This is a genomic window from Actinomadura spongiicola (assembly GCF_003432485.1).
In the GTDB taxonomy this organism is placed as follows: domain Bacteria; phylum Actinomycetota; class Actinomycetes; order Streptosporangiales; family Streptosporangiaceae; genus Spirillospora; species Spirillospora spongiicola.
The window spans coordinates 15,546-30,988 of record NZ_QVNQ01000009.1 but is presented as its reverse complement, the minus strand read 5'-3'; the positions used below and the strand labels follow the sequence as shown (position 1 = coordinate 30,988).

General features: G+C 72.4%; 18 protein-coding genes and 1 pseudogene. 11 read left to right on the top strand and 8 right to left on the bottom strand.

From position 1 onward, the window contains the following. Positions 1–36: 36 nt before the first annotated feature. The 4 genes from D0T12_RS26245 to D0T12_RS26230 all read left to right on the top strand — a co-directional run bounded on the left by D0T12_RS26245 (position 37) and on the right by D0T12_RS26230 (position 4,227). On the top strand, positions 37–1,455 hold the full coding sequence (locus D0T12_RS26245) for a VWA domain-containing protein (protein WP_117402573.1): 1,419 nt from the start codon (positions 37–39) through the stop codon (positions 1,453–1,455). 40 nt (positions 1,456–1,495) lie between these two features. Continuing rightward, a complete protein-coding gene (locus D0T12_RS26240) occupies positions 1,496–2,521 on the top strand; it encodes an ARPP-1 family domain-containing protein (protein ID WP_117402572.1) in 1,026 nt (341 codons plus the stop codon). Positions 2,522–2,738: 217 nt separating this feature from the next. Beyond that, positions 2,739–3,656: a GNAT family N-acetyltransferase gene (locus D0T12_RS26235; RefSeq protein ID WP_199487715.1), complete on the top strand. Its 918-nt coding sequence runs from the start codon at positions 2,739–2,741 to the stop codon at positions 3,654–3,656. Positions 3,657–3,816: 160 nt separating this feature from the next. Further along, positions 3,817–4,227 carry a YybH family protein gene (locus D0T12_RS26230; protein ID WP_199487714.1) on the top strand — a complete coding sequence of 137 codons (411 nt, stop codon included), beginning with the start codon at positions 3,817–3,819 and terminating at the stop codon, positions 4,225–4,227. An 84-nt stretch (positions 4,228–4,311) separates the two neighbouring features. On the opposite strand, the gene D0T12_RS26225 is transcribed toward D0T12_RS26230, so the two are convergent. After that, a complete protein-coding gene (locus tag D0T12_RS26225; RefSeq protein ID WP_117402570.1) occupies positions 4,312–4,875 on the bottom strand; it encodes a dihydrofolate reductase family protein in 564 nt (187 codons plus the stop codon). 143 nt (positions 4,876–5,018) lie between these two features. On the opposite strand from D0T12_RS26225, the gene D0T12_RS26220 reads away from it, so the two are divergent. Beyond that, entirely contained in the window at positions 5,019–5,570 is a 552-nt protein-coding gene (locus tag D0T12_RS26220; RefSeq protein WP_117402568.1) for a YdeI/OmpD-associated family protein, read from the top strand. A 95-nt stretch (positions 5,571–5,665) separates the two neighbouring features. Further along, positions 5,666–6,892, top strand: coding sequence for an AI-2E family transporter (locus tag D0T12_RS26215; RefSeq protein ID WP_233526296.1), 1,227 nt, complete (start codon positions 5,666–5,668; stop codon positions 6,890–6,892). 216 nt (positions 6,893–7,108) lie between these two features. On the opposite strand, the gene D0T12_RS26210 is transcribed toward D0T12_RS26215, so the two are convergent. Then, positions 7,109–7,858, bottom strand: a complete 750-nt coding sequence (locus tag D0T12_RS26210) for an alpha/beta fold hydrolase (RefSeq protein WP_117402566.1) — start codon at positions 7,856–7,858, stop codon at positions 7,109–7,111. A gap of 80 nt (positions 7,859–7,938) precedes the next feature. Here D0T12_RS26210 and D0T12_RS26205 point away from each other — a divergent pair, with 80 nt between their 5' ends. Next, complete coding sequence (locus tag D0T12_RS26205; protein ID WP_233526295.1) at positions 7,939–8,925, top strand: helix-turn-helix transcriptional regulator; 987 nt, start codon at positions 7,939–7,941, stop codon at positions 8,923–8,925. A 21-nt stretch (positions 8,926–8,946) separates the two neighbouring features. Here D0T12_RS26205 and D0T12_RS26200 read toward each other — a convergent pair whose 3' ends face one another. The 4 genes from D0T12_RS26200 to D0T12_RS26185 all read right to left on the bottom strand — a co-directional run bounded on the left by D0T12_RS26200 (position 8,947) and on the right by D0T12_RS26185 (position 11,607). Then, positions 8,947–9,513, bottom strand: coding sequence for a GNAT family N-acetyltransferase (locus D0T12_RS26200; protein WP_117402565.1), 567 nt, complete (start codon positions 9,511–9,513; stop codon positions 8,947–8,949). A 92-nt stretch (positions 9,514–9,605) separates the two neighbouring features. Then, the gene (locus D0T12_RS26195) at positions 9,606–10,658 is read right to left on the bottom strand and encodes a YihY/virulence factor BrkB family protein (RefSeq protein WP_117402563.1); all 1,053 of its coding nucleotides are present in this window, start codon (positions 10,656–10,658) and stop codon (positions 9,606–9,608) included. A gap of 26 nt (positions 10,659–10,684) precedes the next feature. Further along, positions 10,685–11,119 (bottom strand): DUF3618 domain-containing protein, encoded by a 435-nt coding sequence (locus tag D0T12_RS26190; RefSeq protein ID WP_117402561.1) that lies wholly within the window; start codon positions 11,117–11,119, stop codon positions 10,685–10,687. Further along, positions 11,116–11,607, bottom strand: coding sequence for a phage holin family protein (locus tag D0T12_RS26185; RefSeq protein WP_117402559.1), 492 nt, complete (start codon positions 11,605–11,607; stop codon positions 11,116–11,118). The genes D0T12_RS26190 and D0T12_RS26185 overlap by 4 nt, the downstream gene beginning before the upstream one ends. 356 nt (positions 11,608–11,963) lie before the next feature. On the opposite strand from D0T12_RS26185, the gene D0T12_RS26180 reads away from it, so the two are divergent. The 3 genes from D0T12_RS26180 to D0T12_RS26170 are packed head-to-tail and all read left to right on the top strand — an operon-like array spanning position 11,964 to position 13,435. Beyond that, positions 11,964–12,305 carry an ArsR/SmtB family transcription factor gene (locus D0T12_RS26180; RefSeq protein ID WP_117402974.1) on the top strand — a complete coding sequence of 114 codons (342 nt, stop codon included), beginning with the start codon at positions 11,964–11,966 and terminating at the stop codon, positions 12,303–12,305. Between the two features lie 3 nt (positions 12,306–12,308). Beyond that, entirely contained in the window at positions 12,309–12,815 is a 507-nt protein-coding gene (locus D0T12_RS26175; RefSeq protein ID WP_117402557.1) for an SRPBCC family protein, read from the top strand. After that, positions 12,815–13,435: a dihydrofolate reductase family protein gene (locus tag D0T12_RS26170; RefSeq protein ID WP_117402555.1), complete on the top strand. Its 621-nt coding sequence runs from the start codon at positions 12,815–12,817 to the stop codon at positions 13,433–13,435. Before D0T12_RS26175 ends, D0T12_RS26170 begins: the two co-directional genes overlap by 1 nt. Here D0T12_RS26170 and D0T12_RS26165 read toward each other — a convergent pair. Together D0T12_RS26165 and D0T12_RS37455 are read right to left on the bottom strand one after the other, a co-directional pair. Further along, entirely contained in the window at positions 13,414–14,145 is a 732-nt protein-coding gene (locus tag D0T12_RS26165; protein ID WP_117402553.1) for a DUF4158 domain-containing protein, read from the bottom strand. The two genes, D0T12_RS26170 and D0T12_RS26165, sit on opposite strands and share 22 nt — an antisense overlap. A 16-nt stretch (positions 14,146–14,161) precedes the next feature. Then, a pseudogene (locus D0T12_RS37455) lies at positions 14,162–14,317 on the bottom strand (hypothetical protein); the annotation flags it as partial. A gap of 295 nt (positions 14,318–14,612) precedes the next feature. On the opposite strand from D0T12_RS37455, the gene D0T12_RS26155 reads away from it, so the two are divergent. Beyond that, positions 14,613–15,218: a TetR/AcrR family transcriptional regulator gene (locus tag D0T12_RS26155; protein WP_117402551.1), complete on the top strand. Its 606-nt coding sequence runs from the start codon at positions 14,613–14,615 to the stop codon at positions 15,216–15,218. Positions 15,219–15,443: the final 225 nt, after the last annotated feature.

The window sequence follows — 15,443 nt, the reverse complement described above, 5'->3', positions numbered from 1 at the left end:
GATTCCTACACTCCATGATTGCGGAGGCGAACAATCATGGACACCCCCACGTTCCTGGCCCACCTGCAGACCCACGACACCCCCCTCACCCTGCCCCGGGGCGGCGCGCTGCGCTGGGACGACGCCGACCTGCACCGCGCCGTCCACGCCCGCGACGCCGAAGAGTACGCGCTGCTCGGCCTGGCGCCCGGCGCGCGGCCCTGGCAGCGCGCCCGGGTGCTGCTGCAGATCCTCGCCGCCTCCCAGGCCGGACTGGACGAGCGCGCCCGCGCCGTGCCGGCCCGCGCCGTGCCGGCCCGCGCCGTGCCGGCCCGCGTCGTCCGCGTCCTGACCCTCGGCCTGCCGCCCGCGCACGTCATCACCGTCCTGCTCGCGCTGCGGCGGCTGCGCGCCAACCACAAGCACACCACCCGCGCCGTGCTGCGGTTCGTCCTGGAACACCCCCACGCCGACGCGCTCATCGCCGCGCGCCGCCCCGCCCTCCTCGACTGTTTCGAGCACGCCCTCGGCACCACCACCGCCCGCGGCTGCGCCCGCCGCATCGACGCCGGCGACACCGCCTCGGACTACCTGCGGCGACGGCTGCTGCGCTTCCTCACCGCACCCACCGCCGCGGCCAGCGCCCGCGTCCGCGCCCTCTACACCCCCGACCCCGCCAACAACCCCGCGCACGACCCCGCCGCCCCCGCCGCCGTGCCCGCCAGCGTGGACGGTCACGCCACAACGGTGCTGGACCGGCCCGTCCTGCCGGTGGACACCCCCCGCCCGCACCCCCCGACCGTCACCGTCACCGACCGCGGCGACATCGCCGCCACCCTCGTCCACCTGTACCGGGACGGCCCCACCGAGGACCTGTACGTCGCGCTCTGCCGCCACGTCGGCGCCGCGGCCGCCGCGTTCCCCCGCTTCGAGGGGACCCTCGCGCTCGTCCTGGACGCCTCGGCGTCCATGCGCGGTCACGGCGACCGCGAATGGGCCCCGCTGTCCCAGGCCGCCGCGCTGCGGATGGTGCTGTCGCAGGTCTGCGCGCGGCTGGAGGTCATCGAGGTCGGCGGCGACGAACGCGCCCCCCGCGGCGCGACCGACCTGGCCACCGGCGTCCTCGACGCCCTCGGCACCGACCCCGACCTGGTCGCCGTCGTCTCCGACGGCTACGAGAACCTGTTCCCCGGCGACCTCGCCCGCGTCGTGGCGGCCCTGCCGCGCGCCGGTGTCACCACCCCCGTGGTGTTCTGCCATGTCATGTTCACCGGCGGCGACGACCTGCGGCTGCGGCGCCCCGCCCCGTCCCTGCCGCAACGCGGCTTCTGGCACCAGGACGACTTCGCCGAACTGCTGCCCTGGATGTTCGCGCACTGCCCCGCCGGCGCGCCGTGGCTGCGCGCCGCCCTCCACGCCCGCCTGGACGCCCTGGACCGGCAGGCCGACGACCTGACCCCCGGCCTGGCCGCCTGACCCACCCCACCACCCTTCGAGGAGCTTCGAGGAGCACCGCATGACCCAGATGACGGCGCTCGACACCCTCGTCCCCGGCCCCCTCAGCCTCGCCGGACACCGCCTCGGCACCCCGCAGCAGGCGGGCGCGCTCACCATGGTGCCGATCTCCGGGCCCGCCCACCCCGGGTTCGCGCCGCCCCGCACCGGCCTCCACCTGTCGGGCGTCCCCGGCTATGGACGCGTCGAACTCACCAACACCGCCGCGACGGGCGTCGCGATCGTCCCGCTGCACATCGGCTACATCCAGGACCGCGCCCAGAACCACGCCCTGTGCCGGTCGGCGTTCCTCACCCCCGGACAGAGTCTGCTGTTCGAGGACGCCTGCTGTGTCCAAGCAGGCCAGGGCGGCCACCTCACCGGACGCGACCAATGGTTCTTCGTGCTGCCCCTGGAACTACGCGCCCGCGCCCTGGACCTGCGCGGCCTCCACGATTACCCCAAACTGTGGGACGACATCGCCGACCTCAACGCCCGCCACGGCCTCCCACGCCGCGGGCACCTGGAACAGATCCTGTCGCGTCGACGCCCGATGCTCACCCAGTTCCAGTCCCGCCTGGAACTCCTGCCCGGACAGGTCGGCGCGCTGTTCCTCGTCGCCGACCGGTTCGCCGGCCTGGAGATCGCACCCGACCCCGCCTACTTCGCCGAGATGTGGGCCCCGCTGACGTGCTTCGCCTACGGCGTCGCCGCCTGGCACGCCGAACCCACCCCACCCAACGGCCCACCCAACGGCCCACGCACCGGTCCACGCACAGGCCCACGCACCGGCGCGCGGGGGGCGTTGCGGCTCCGTGCCGGCGAGGACGGCACGGCCGGGCTGCGCGCCGCCCTGGAACGCGCCCGCGCCGCCCGCCTCGCCGACATCGGCGCACGGCTCGCCGCCGTCCCCACCGGCCCCGTCGAACTGCGCGAGGAGGACCGCCACCTCGACCTGCGACTGTCCACCGTGACCGCCCCGCACCTGGCCGGGCAGATCGTCACCCGCCACGACCGCACCGTCTACGCCTCCCTGTTCGCCCGCTGACCCGTGGACCGGCCCGAGCCGGAAAACGGGTTGCCCGGGGGAGCGGCGCCCCCTTAGATCAGACCCGTGGGAACTGCGCCGGGCACGTCGGGCAAAACCCCCGATTCCACATCGGGGCCGCGATGCACGGAACGTCGTCAGGCCAAGGGAACCCGACGCCGCGCCGGCCACCCGTCCCGCCCCTCCGCCACGCTCCCGGAACGGAGGAGAACAACCCGTGACCCCACCCCCGACCCCACGTGATCACGCCGACGCGGAACCGGTGCGGATCAGGCCCCTGACGGCCGACGACCTCCCCGCCGCCGAACGCGCCATGGCCGTCACGTTCCTCGAGGCGGACCGGCTCGGCCGGCGATGGGACGACCCGGAACCCGAGCCGCCCGACGCCGCCGCGTCCCGCCGCTGGATCGACTTCGTCGGCCACCTGCTGTCGACCGACCCCGGCGGCTGCCACGTGGCGGAGGAGTCCGGCGACATCGTCGGCTTCGCGATCTCCCAGAACCGTGGCCGAGTGTGGTACCTGGCGACCTACGGCGTCCTGCCCGACCGGCAGGGCCGCGGCATCGGACGGCGCCTCATGGACGCGGTCCTCGCCCACGCCGACGGACGACCCGGCCTGTTCTCGGCGACCACGCACCCGGCCGCCACCCGCCGCTACCGCCTCGCCGGATTCACTTTGCACCCGCAGATGCGCATGGTCGGACGCGTCGACCGCTCCACCCTCCCCGCCATCGGCGGACTCCGCGACGGACGCCCCGACGACCTGGAATGGATGGACCGCCTCGACACCTCCCTGCGCGGAGGAGGCCACGGCCCCGACCACCTCCACATGCTCCACACCCTGCGCCTGGTCGTGTCCGACGCCCGCGACCACCGCGGCTACGTCTACATCGACCCCCACCGCGACCGTCCCGCGCTGCTGGCCGCCGAGAACGTCCCCACCGCCGAGACGCTCCTGTGGGAGGCCCTCGCCGCCACCCGCGACCAGACCCTCGTCAACTGCGTCACCACCGCCAACCACTGGGCCGTCGACGTCGGTCTGGCCGCCCGCCTCGACCTCGACCAAGAGGGCTACCTGGCCCTGCGCGGCATGCCCGAACCCTTCCCCTACCTCGCCAGCGGCCACTACCTGTAAACCCCCCCGGAAACGACACCGGACGGTCACCCCGACCGTGCACGGCACCCTCCCAAACCATAAGTCGAGCTTCTGGCTTCGAGCAGAACCATGTCTTGGACTTCTCGCCGGACGGTGCCCACCATGGAAGGTGAACACCAACGCCGACCAGGGAAGAACCATGACCGCACACGACACCTCCACCGAGAAGGCCACCGAGAAGGCCCTCCAGAAGGCCATGCGCCCCGAGGACCTCACCCGCCTGTTCGTCGAACGCTCCAACGCGGGCGACGCCGCCGGCGTCGCCGCCCTCTACGAACCCGACGCCGTCCTGGCCTACCCGCCCGGCTCCCGGACCGTCGGACGCGACGCGATCCGCGCGCTGTGGGAGAAGGTGCTGGCCGACCGCCCCCACTTCGAACCCGAGGAACCCCTGCCCACCCTCGTCAGCGGCGACCTGGCCCTCACCTCCACCCCGCCCAGGGACGGCGCCGGAGCCCGCGCCCAGGTCGCCCGCCGCCAACCCGACGGCAGCTGGCTCCGTGTCCTGGACCAGCCCGAGTTCGTCACCCCACCCGAACCCGGCACCTGACCGGCCCCGGCGAAACCCGCCACCGGCCCACCGCGAACCGGCCCACCGCGAACCGGCCCGGGGCGGGCCCGCCCCGGGCCGCGGTCACCCGCGCTCCGGCTCCAGACGCAGCGCCGTGATCCCACAGTCGAACGGCCGCGCCGCCACCCGCCGCAACCGCTGCGGCACGCCCGCGTCCGGGAACACCGGCATCCCGGCCCCGATCGCCACCGGGTTGACCAGCAGATGCAACTCGTCCACCAGCCCGGCGGCGAGCAGCCCCGACACGAACGTGGCGCCGCCGTAGACGATCAGATCGCCGCCCTCGGAGGCCTTGAGCGCGGTCACCACCTCCGTCAGATCACCGTTCTCCACGACGGCGTTCTTCCACGGCGACTCGCTCAACGTCCGCGAGAACACGATCTTCGGCGTGTTGTTCATCCACTCGATGGACGCCGGGTCCTCACCCTCCGGCCCCGCCTCCCAGGCCGGGATGAACCCCTCGGCGAGCCTGCGACCCAGCACGATCGTGTCGACCGACCCCGACAACTCGTCGAGGTAGGCGTTGATGTCGTCGGTCCACGGAAACGTCAACCAGTCCATCTCCCCGTTCGGACCGGCCATGAAGCCGTCGACGCTCATCTGAACCTGCAGCTTGAGCTTGCGCACGATTGGTGTCCTTCCGTGTCGTCCATCACCTACCTGCACCTTGCCCGACCCCGTTTACGGGATTCTTACCGCCCCACCCACCCCATCTCCCGCCCCCGCTCCCGGGCTTCCGGGGAACCGGGCCGGTGCGTGATGCTGGGCGGATGATGCACTTCACCGACGCCGCCCAATGGGAGGCATGGCTGGCCGAGCACCACGACACCGAGGGCGGCGTCTGGCTGAAGATCGCCAAGAAGGGCGCGCCGGTCACCGGCCTCACGATCACCGAGGCCTGGGAGGTCGCGCTGTGCTACGGCTGGATCGACAGCCAACGCAAATCCCACGACGAGCACCACTTCCTGCAACGCTACTCGCCGCGCCGCAAGGGAAGCCCCTGGTCACGGGTCAACGTCGAACGCGCGGAGGCGCTCATCGCCGCCGGGCGGATGCGACCGCCCGGCCTCGCCGAGATCGACGCCGCCCGCGCCGACGGACGATGGGACGCCGCCTACGCCGGACAACGCGACGCGACCGTCCCCCCGGACCTCGCCGAGGCGCTCGCCGCGCACCCCGAGGCCGCCGCCCGCTTCGAAGCGCTCGACAGGACCGCCCGCTACCTGCTGATCCTGCCGCTGCTGAAGGCCCGCACCCCCACCGGACGCCGGGCCCGCCTCACCAGAACGATCACCGACCTGCGGAACGGCACCCCCACCTGACTCCGCCCGCCCCGGGGTGAAATCCCGGCAAAGGTCCCACCACGGGCAGGGCCCGCGCGGGCGGACCCGCGGCGCCGCGTGGTTACCGTGCGGACATGACGCCGCAGACGCCGGGCGACAGCGCCGCCTACGCGCCCGCCGACGTCCCGCCCGACGCCCCCACCCCGCCCCCCGCCGCACCACCCACCGCGCCGCCCACCGGACGGGACGGCGACGAGCCGCGCCCCATGCCACGGTGGCTGCCGAAGGCGTTCCTGCTCGCCGGCGCGATCGTGCTGCTGTTCCGGGCCGGACTGTGGCTGCTGGAACAACTCCGCGAACTGCTGCTGCTCCTGCTGATCTCGCTGTTCCTGGCGTTCGCGATCGAACCGGCCGTCAACTGGCTCGCCCGCCGCGGCTGGCGGCGCGGCCCCGCCACCGCCGTGATGTTCCTGGTCATCGGTGTCGTGTTCGCCGGGTTCCTCGGCGGCATCGGATCGTTGCTGGCCACCCAGGCCACCAACGTCATCGACGGATTCCCCGGCTACGTCCGGAACCTGATCGGCTGGATCAACTCCACGTTCGGGACACGACTGTCACAGGACACCCTCTTCCAACGGCTGCCCACCGTCACCTCCACGCTCTCCCGGAACCTGTCCGGCCTCGCGGAGAACGTGTGGGGCTTCGGCACCACCGCCCTCGGCGTCCTGTTCAAAGGACTCGGCGTCCTGCTGTTCACCTTCTACCTGTCGGCCGAAGGCCCCCAGTTCCGCCGGACCGTGTGCTCCCTGCTGCCGCCCCGGCGGCAACGACAGGTCCTGTGGGCCTGGGAGATCGCCGTCGAGAAGACCGGCGGCTACATCTACTCCCGCGCCCTGCTCGCCCTCATCTCCGGCGTCGCGCACTACATCGCCATGGCCGGACTCGGCGTCCCCAACGCCGTGACCCTCGCACTGTGGGTCGGGGTGGTGTCCCAGTTCATCCCCGCCGTCGGAACCTACCTGGCGGGCGCCGTGCCCGTCCTGATCGCCCTCACCGTCGCGCCGTCCACCGCGCTGTGGATGCTGCTGTTCGTCACCGCCTACCAGCAGGTGGAGAACTACCTGCTGCAACCCCGCATCACCGCGCACACCCTGGACATGCACCCCGCCGTCGCGTTCGGGCTGATCCTCGCGGGCGCGGCCGTCCTCGGTCCCATCGGAGTGCTGCTGGCCCTGCCCGTCGGCGCCAGCGTCCAGGCGTTCGCGGGCGCCTACGTGCGGCGCTACGACGTCGAGGAACACCCCCTCACCGAACCGGACGCCCCCGCGGGCACGATCTGGCGGTGGCTCCGCCGCAAATGAACCCCTCCCGTCAAGGCAGGGTGAAGTTCGCGCGGCGGAACCTGCTGCCGCCGCCTCTGGTCGCGGCCGCCGTGACCACATCGGTGGCCTGGCACCTGACCCACCGGCCCCGAACGGTTCGACTGGCCGCCCACCCGCACCACCGGCCAGGACCGATACTCCGACCACGAACGAAACCGCGCTCACCCCGCGCCGTCACCGCGGTCGGCCGTAACGTCAGCCGGAGACGGACAGCTCGTCGAGCAGCGCGGCCAGCTCACCCGGTTTGGAGAACATCGGCCAATGCCCGGTGGGCAGCTCCCGGTAGGTCCAGCCGGGCCCGGCCATCGCCGAGAAGAGCGGATGCTCCTCCTCGGCCATCCGCCGCACCTCACCGAGCGGGATCGTGGTGGCCACCAGCGTGCGGGGCGTCGCGGGCAGCGGATCGGGACGCGCCGCCCGCTGCGTCGCCGTCCCGAACGGCTGCGGCGTGCCCCGCTCGCGCATGACGGCCAGTTGTTCCCGCGACAGCCCCGCCAGGTTGACCGGATCGGCGTCCGGGTCGAACGGCGGCACCGGGATCCGCCACCCGTCGCCCTCCTCGGCGACCTGCTTCTCCAGCGCCGCACGCGACTGCGGGTCGTGGAAGTCGATGGCCGCCATGCCCGTCGGCATCGGCCCGGTGTCGACATAGACGACGCGGGCGATCCGCTCGGGGACCAGGTCGGCCGCGGCCGTGGCCGCCATGTTCGCGCCGCTGTGCGCGACCAGTACCACGCCGGTCAACCCGCCGTCCTCGACGACCCGGACGATGTCGGCGGCGTGCGTGTCGACGTTCACCTCCGGCGTCGCCTCCCCGGCCCGCTCCGCCACCCCCGTCAACGTCACCGCGTGCACGTCGTGCCCCGCCGCGCGCAGTGACGCGGCCACCTCGTCCCACGCCCAGGCGCCCAGCCAGTACCCGGGGACCAGTACGAAAACCGTCATGTCAGCCGTCCCTTCTCGAAGCCGTGACCACACGCTACGGTCAATACCGGACAGGAACCGCCCGGTTAAGTGAGTGGCCCATGACACATCCCGCGCCATCGCATCCGACGACCCGTGTCCTCGCCATGCTCGAACTGCTGCAGGCCAACCACCGGATGCGCGGCGGGGACCTGGCCCGGCGGCTCGGCGTGGACGAGCGCACCGTCCGCCGGTACGCCACGCGGCTGGAGGACCTCGGTGTCCCCGTCGTCTCCGAACGCGGCCGCCACGGCGGATACCGGCTCATGCCCGGCTACAAACTGCCGCCGCTGATGTTCACCGACGACGAGGCCACCGCCGTGGTCCTCGGGCTGCTCGCCGGACGCCGCATCGGCCTCCCCGGACAGGCCACCGAAAGCGCCCTGGCCAAGGTCCGGCGCGTGCTGCCCGCCGCGATCCGCGACCGCGTCCAGGCGCTGCAGGAGACCCTCGAGTTCACCGCCCCCGCCCGCGGCGCCGCCCGGGACGGCGCCGCGCCCGGTACCGACCCCGACATGCGCACCGTCCTCACCCTGGCCGCCGCCGCGCGGGAACGGCGCCGCGTCCGGCTGCGGTACCGGTCCTGGCGCGGCACCGAGACCGGCCGGGACCTGGACTCCTACGGCCTGGTGTTCCACTCCGGCCGCTGGTACGTCACCGGCCACGATCACCGCAGCGGCGAGATCCGCACGTTCCGCGTCGACCGGGTCGTGTCCGCCGAGCCGGGCGCCGTCCGCTACGAGATTCCCGACGGCGTCGACGCCGTCCAGCACGTCACCCGGTCCCTGGCCCGGGTCCCGTGGACGCACGAGGTCGAGGTCGTGCTGGAGACCACCCTCGCCGAGGCGCGCCGCCGCATCCCCGCGACCGTCGCGACGCTCACCGAAGACGGCGGGGGAGTGGTGATGACCGCACGCGCCGAACGGCTCGACGGGATGGCGCGGATGCTGGCCGGGCTCGGCTTCCCGTTCGCCGTCCGCCGCCCCGACGAACTGCGCGGCCACGTCCGGGACCTAGCCCGGACACTGGAGGAGCACGCCGCCCGTTGACGCGGGGACGGTCACGGGAACTCAGACGGTGGGGCGGGCGTCCCACTCGTGGCGCAGCATCGCGTACACGACCTCGTCGCTCCACTCACCCTTGACGATCTCGTTCTGCACCAGATGCGCCTCGCGGCGCATCCCCAGCCGCTCCAGCACCCGGGCCGACGCCGCGTTGCGGCCGTCCAACCGCCCGCACACCCGGTGCAGGTCCAGGCCCTCGAACCCGAGCCGCAGCACCACCTCGGCCGCCTCGGTCGCGAACCCCTTGCCGTGATAGGCCGGGTTGAAGATGTAACCGATCTCGCCCTGCCGGTGCTCCCTGCTGCGCCACTGCAGGTTCACCTCACCGATGAGATCGCCCGTCTCCCGCCACACCACCGCCAGGACGAGCCAGTCGCCCTCCTTCTCCACGGTGGACGCGCTCATCTTCTCCCGCAGGAACGCCCGCGACTCCTCCAGATCCCGCGGCTCCCAGTACAGGAACCGCGCCACCTCCGGCAACGACTGGTAGGCGTACAGGCCCTCAAGGTCGCCCGTGCGGAACGGCCGCAGGGTCAACCGCTCGGTCTCGATCGGGTAAGCGGGACGGAGCATGCGGTGATCCTATCCACCGTGTCCGGACTTGTGCGACCCGTGATCTGCACAAACCGTGATCAATCGGAGACGGGCCGCGGACCGCCGCCCGCCTACCGGTGTCCGTGACGCGGTCGCGGCGCCGCGTCGCCCGCCTCCGCGCGCCGCGCCCCCGACTCCCCGCGCCCGTCCCCACGCCGCGCGTCCGTCCCGTCGTCGACGCCCATCGCGTCGCGCTCCTCGTCGTCGAACGCCCGGGTGTCACGGAACTCCACGTACGGCTCGTCCTCGGGACGCTGACCGCCGGCGACGGCACGACCCCGCTCCAACTCGGCGTTCAACTCCGCGCCCAGCAGAATCGCCAGATTCGTGATCCACAGCCACACCAGGAACACGATGATCCCGGCGAGGCTGCCATAGGTCTTGTTGTAGGAGGAGAACCCCGCCACGTACAGCGCGAACAGGGCCGACGCCGCCAGCCACAGCGCGATCGCCAGCACACCGCCCGGCGTGACCCACCGGAAACGGCGTCTGGCGTTGGGGCCCGCCCAGTACAGCAACGAGAACAGGAACGCCACGACCAGGAACATCACCGGCCACTTGGCGATGTTCCAGACGGTGACGGCCTGCGAACCGAGCCCGAGCAGGTCACCGGCCTCCCGGGCCAGCGGACCCGTCACCACCACCGCGATCGCCGACGCCGACAACAGCACCAGCGTCACCAGCGTGAGCGCGACCCGCAGCGGCAGCGTCTTCCAGAACGGGCGGCCCTCCGGAATGTCGTAGACGATGTTGGACGCGCGCATGAACGCCCCCACATACCCCGACGACGACCAGACCGCACCGGCCAGGCTCACCAGCGCGACGATCCCCGCGCCGCCGCGGTTGCCCTGCAACTCGTTGATGGAACTGACCAGCAGGCTCCGCACCGACCCGGGCGCCAGGTCACCGACGCTGGAGATGAGGTCCTGCGTCACCGACGTGCCGGCCATGCCGACCAGCGACACCACCACCAGCATCGCCGGGAAGATCGACAGGACGGAGTAGTAGGTGAGCGCGGCGGCCCAGTCCGACAGGTTGTCCTTCTGGAACTCGCCGGCCGCGCGTTTGAGGGCCCGCCCCCACGAGGCGGCGGGCAGGTCGGTGGGGGTCGAGGGCGTGCCCATGAAAAGGGGGCCTTTCTCAGCGGATCTCAGCGGATCGAACGGCCGCGCCGCCACTGCACCTGCACGGCGCGGCGCTGCTCGGGACGGAAGCGGATCTGTACGGGGCGGCGGCGGTGGGCGCGGCGCGTCAGCGCGGACCACCGTCCCCGCGGAGCGCGGCGCCGCCGGATCAACACCGCGGTCAACGCCACGACACCCGCGGCCCCGACCACGACACCGCCCCGCCCGGCCTGCTCCACGGCGCCCGAGTCCCGCGCCCACGCGGCGACGTCCCGGGCCGACGCGGCCGTCTCCCGCGCCCTGGTCCTGGCCCGCGCGGCCTTCTCCCTGGCCATGGCCTTCACGTCCGCCTTGGCCGCGAGCTGCTCCACGGTCTCACCGAGATCGTGACGCGCCCGATCGACCTGCCGGCGCAGCTCCTCGGTCCCGGCGTCGGCGCCGTGCCTGCCCTGCGTGGTCATCGATGCGTCGCCCTCTCCTTGAGCTCGGCCACGGTCCGCCGCGCGCCCTCCATGGCCTTCTCCGGCTTGGGTGGCGTGGCGCGCCTGGTCTGCGAACGGCCCAGCATCGCCAGCACCCCCGCCACCACCATCAGGAACCCGCCGATGATCAGCGCGGCCGCCCACACCGGCAGCGCCAGCGAGATCGCCGCGATCGCCGCCGCCAGCAACGCCCCCACCCCGTACAGCGCCACCAGCGCGGCGCCGCCGAACATCCCGGCGCCGGTCCCGGCGTGACGGCCCTTGTCCTTCAACTCCGCCACCGCGAGACGCAGCTCGGCGCGCATCAACTCCGACACCTGCTGGCTGGCCTGCCGGACCAGCTCACCGGTGCCCGGTTCGCGTCGTGCGCCGTCGAACTCGGGGGCGTGACCGTAGTCCTGCCGGTGGGCGCCCGTGACGTCGGGCCCGGCCTGGGTTCCGTCGTGTGCCGGCCGCACAGTGCTCATAACTCCGGCCCCCTCCGCGTGTCCTGCTCGTCTCGAAGCCTGGCTAGAGCCGTTCCCCGTGCTCGTCGCCTAAACGTGTCCACGCCTCGACCCCGCGTGACCGTCCCCGCGCCGGACCCGTCGGCGGAACCGCAGGGCACGGGGTCGCAGGGCTCTACTGCCCGGTAGTGACGCCAAGGCTGATCCGGGTTGGATGCCGGTAAGCAGCGCGTCACGGGCCCCAAGCGAGCGGAGGGCGTACACGTGATGGGCCTTGCGGGCGGGCCGGCTCAGGGGGGTCGGTGGCGATCGCCGTCTGACGAACCCGCCTGATTCCTCCGAATTGACGCATGCCGATATGGGTATACGATGAGGTCATGGCACGAGCAGCGACGACGTCGGACGTCTTCAATGCGATCGCCGAGCCGCAGCGTCGGGAGATCTTGATGCTGCTGCGGGCGGGTGAGCGGCCGGTGACCGAGTTGGCCCTGGAGTTGGGGATGACCCAGCCGGGGGCTTCCAAGCACCTGCGGGTGCTGCGGGAGGTGGGGCTGGTGCGGGACCGCAAGGCGGGCAAGCAGCGCCTGTACGGCCTTGACGCCCGCGGGCTGCGGCCGGTTCACGAGTGGACCGGCGGGTTCGAGCGGTTCTGGGACGAGAGCTTCGACCGGCTGGAGGCGTACGTGCAGGACCTGAAGCAGGCAAGGCAGAAGGAGTAGCTGGTGAGCGAGACAGGACGAGGAGCGGCGGTCCCGTCCGCGACGGCCGACCGGGAGATCGTGATCTCCCGGACCATCGACGCGCCGCGGGAACTGGTGTTCGAGGCGTTCACCGAGGTGCGGCACCTGTCGCGGTGGTGGGGGCCGGAGGGGTTCACCACGACCACGCGGGCGTTCGAGTTCCACGTCGGCGGAGAATGGGACTTCGTGATGCACGGACCGGACGGGACGGACTACCAGGAGTGGATCACCTGGACCGAGATCGCCCAGCCGGAGCGGATCGCGATGCTGCACGGTGAGTCCCGCGGCGACCCGAACGCCTTCGAGTCGGTCCTGACGTTCGAGCCCGACGGTGCGGCGACCCGGATCGAGATGCGCGCCGTGTTCCCCACTAAGGAACTGCGCGACGAGGCGGCCGAGAAGTACCACGCGATCGAGGCCGGACAGCAGACCTTGAGCAACCTGGCCGCCTACGTCACCGAGATCGTTCAGAAGGGAGTCGAGAACTGATGGCCGGGAAGGTGTTCTTCAGCGTGTCGATGTCGCTGGACGGGTTCATCGCGCCCGAGTCCCCCGAGGAATTGATGCAGCGGCAGTGGATGGAACTGCAGGCGAGGATCTTCCCGCAGCGGTTCTTCCGGGAGAACCTGAAGCTCGGCGGGGGCGGCAAGGAGGGGCGCGACAACGACATCGCGCGGGAGACGTTCGAGCGCACCGGCGCGAGCGTGATGGGCAAGCGCATGTTCGACGCGGGCGAGCGGATGTGGCCGGAGGAGGCGCCGTTCCACACGCCGGTCTTCGTCGTGACGCACGAGAAGCGTGACCCCTGGGAGCGGCCGGGCGGGACCACGTTCCACTTCGTCAACGACGGCATCGAGTCCGCGCTCGACCAGGCCCGCGAGGCCGCCGGCGACCGGGACGTCCGCATCGCGGGCGGCGGCGCGACGATCCTGGAGTACGTGAACGCCGGCCTGATCGACGAGTTCTCGATCGCGCTGTCGCCCGTACTGTTCGGCTCCGGAATCCGCCTGTTCGAGGGCGTGGACGCCGGGCGCGTGGCTCTGGAGCAGATCCGCGCGGAGCCCTCCCCGGAGGTGACGCACCTGACCTACGCCGTCCGGGAGCGGTAAGCGGACGCGGACGACACACGGCGGACTGCGGGCGAGTACCCATTCTGATGTGAAGCGTGCTGCTCAGTTGCCTGGTGGTGGCTGTCGCTCGGCGATGGTAATGCGGGTGGTGTACACCCGTGCAGCCCGTAGGACGCCAGCTCCGCCAGCTTCACCGGCGCCACCGTCGACAGATCCACCGTACCGCCACCGAACCCCATCACGAACGACGCGCGGTCCAGCGCCTCGACCTGACCTGTCCCCGTCAACTTGGTCACCGGGGTCCGCATCGACTCCAGCGTCGAGACCCGCTTACCGTCCGGCACCTTCAGCGCGGCGATCAGCTCCCGCCGCGTGTGCGGCGAGACCGGGCCCGTCACCACGCGGTTGATCTCCCGCAGGCCATCACGCTGGACATCGCGCACCAGCCGCGCCAGCGTCGAGATCCCCGGCAGCAGCACCCGGTCCTCCACCAGCCGCAGCACCGCCCGGTCGAACGGCTCCCGCCGCGAATCCCGCGTCGCCGCCACCCGGGAAGCGGCGAACCCCCTGATCGCTGAGTCGACGTCGCCGAAGTCCCGGAACCCCAGCAGGTCCCGGATCTCCCGCGCATGGTCGTACTGCGTCGGCGTACGCTCGGCGTGCCGCTTGAGGCACGACGGGTCCTCGATCCCGAGCTGCCCGGCGGCGTAGTCGACCACCACCTGCGGCACGTCCAGAGGATCCTCCAGGAACGAGCATCCGCACCGTCCCCCACTGGACCGTCCAGCCCGGCCGGTTGTGCCGCCGCTCGGTCTGCGCGACCCCCAGCCCGGCCGCGTCCAGGAAGAAGAACGGCTCCAACTGCTCCGGCGTCGGGCCCGTCACGAACGCTCCGTACCGCCGCACCTGCTCATCCGACAGGAACTCATAAGCTATGAAACGTAACCATGCGGGCGCTTCTAGCGACTATCGCCCGGTAGCGCCAAAACTTGATCACTCGAACGCTCTCAGCTGCAACGATCGCCGCTGACCTGCGGACCAAGCCTTAGCGTCACTACCGGCCAGTAGAGACCCGGGACCCCGGCACACCCTGGCGGGGCCAACCGGCGACCAGGACGCGCGACCCGACCGCACGCCTAACGCAACCGGTGTCGCGTTACGATGACGGTGTGGAACCTCGCCGACGACCCGGGCGCCCGCGCGGCGGGCACGTCGCTTGACCAGCGCCGCGCCCGGCACCGCCCGCCCCGGCGGCCGCACCGCCCGGGTCCGCGACGCCGTCCGGCAGGCCACGCTCGCCGAACTGTCCGAGCACGGCTACCCGGGTCTCACCGTGGAGAACGTCGCCACCCGCTCCGGCGTGCACAAGACCACCGTCTACCGGCGGTGGGGGAGCGCCGACGGCCTCATCGCCGACGCGCTGGACGCCGCGTCCGGCGAACCGTGGCCCATCCCCGACACCGGCACCCTGGCCGGTGACCTGCGGGCACTCGCACGGCTCGTCCTCACCGGCCTCACCGACCCCGAGCACGGCCCCGTCTCCCGGGCGTTCGTGTCCGCCGCCGCGCACAGCACCGAGGCCGCCCGCGCCCTGCACACGTTCCTCGCCCGCCGGCACGAGCAGTCCGCCGTCATCGTCCGGCGCGCCGCCCAGCGAAGCGAGGTCCCCTCCGGAACCGACGCCGCCGACGTCGTCCGCGCCGCCGTCGCGCCCCTCTACCACCGCCTGTTCATCACCGGCGACCCGATCGACGAGGCCACCGCCGACCGCGCCGCCGCGGCCGCCGACGCCGCGGCCCGCGCCGGCGTCTTCGTCCACTGACCGTCCCCGGACCGGCTCCGTCGACGGCCCACAGGCGACGCGCCCCCCGAGCGAGACCCGCGACGGCGAACGCCACCGCCACCAACAGGGCACTCACCCACAACGGCGAGCGAAGCCCGAACCGGACGGCGACGGCGACCCCACCGACCGCCGGACCGCCGGCGGCGCCCACGTTCAGCGCGGCCGTCGCGAACGACCCACCCCAGCGAGGGCTCCGGGGCCGCC

Excerpts from the sequence above, each read along its gene's own strand:
- D0T12_RS26245 (WP_117402573.1), top strand. The coding sequence starts at position 37 with ATGGACACCCCCACGTTCCTGGCCCACCTGCAGACCCACGACACCCCC.
- D0T12_RS26240 (WP_117402572.1), top strand. The coding sequence starts at position 1,496 with ATGACCCAGATGACGGCGCTCGACACCCTCGTCCCCGGCCCCCTCAGC.
- D0T12_RS26230 (WP_199487714.1), top strand. The coding sequence starts at position 3,817 with ATGACCGCACACGACACCTCCACCGAGAAGGCCACCGAGAAGGCCCTC.
- D0T12_RS26220 (WP_117402568.1), top strand. The coding sequence starts at position 5,019 with ATGATGCACTTCACCGACGCCGCCCAATGGGAGGCATGGCTGGCCGAG.
- D0T12_RS26215 (WP_233526296.1), top strand. The coding sequence starts at position 5,666 with ATGACGCCGCAGACGCCGGGCGACAGCGCCGCCTACGCGCCCGCCGAC.
- D0T12_RS26210 (WP_117402566.1), bottom strand. The coding sequence starts at position 7,858 with ATGACGGTTTTCGTACTGGTCCCCGGGTACTGGCTGGGCGCCTGGGCG.
- D0T12_RS26205 (WP_233526295.1), top strand. The coding sequence starts at position 7,939 with ATGACACATCCCGCGCCATCGCATCCGACGACCCGTGTCCTCGCCATG.
- D0T12_RS26200 (WP_117402565.1), bottom strand. The coding sequence starts at position 9,513 with ATGCTCCGTCCCGCTTACCCGATCGAGACCGAGCGGTTGACCCTGCGG.
- D0T12_RS26195 (WP_117402563.1), bottom strand. The coding sequence starts at position 10,658 with ATGGGCACGCCCTCGACCCCCACCGACCTGCCCGCCGCCTCGTGGGGG.
- D0T12_RS26190 (WP_117402561.1), bottom strand. The coding sequence starts at position 11,119 with ATGACCACGCAGGGCAGGCACGGCGCCGACGCCGGGACCGAGGAGCTG.
- D0T12_RS26185 (WP_117402559.1), bottom strand. The coding sequence starts at position 11,607 with ATGAGCACTGTGCGGCCGGCACACGACGGAACCCAGGCCGGGCCCGAC.
- D0T12_RS26180 (WP_117402974.1), top strand. The coding sequence starts at position 11,964 with ATGGCACGAGCAGCGACGACGTCGGACGTCTTCAATGCGATCGCCGAG.
- D0T12_RS26170 (WP_117402555.1), top strand. The coding sequence starts at position 12,815 with ATGGCCGGGAAGGTGTTCTTCAGCGTGTCGATGTCGCTGGACGGGTTC.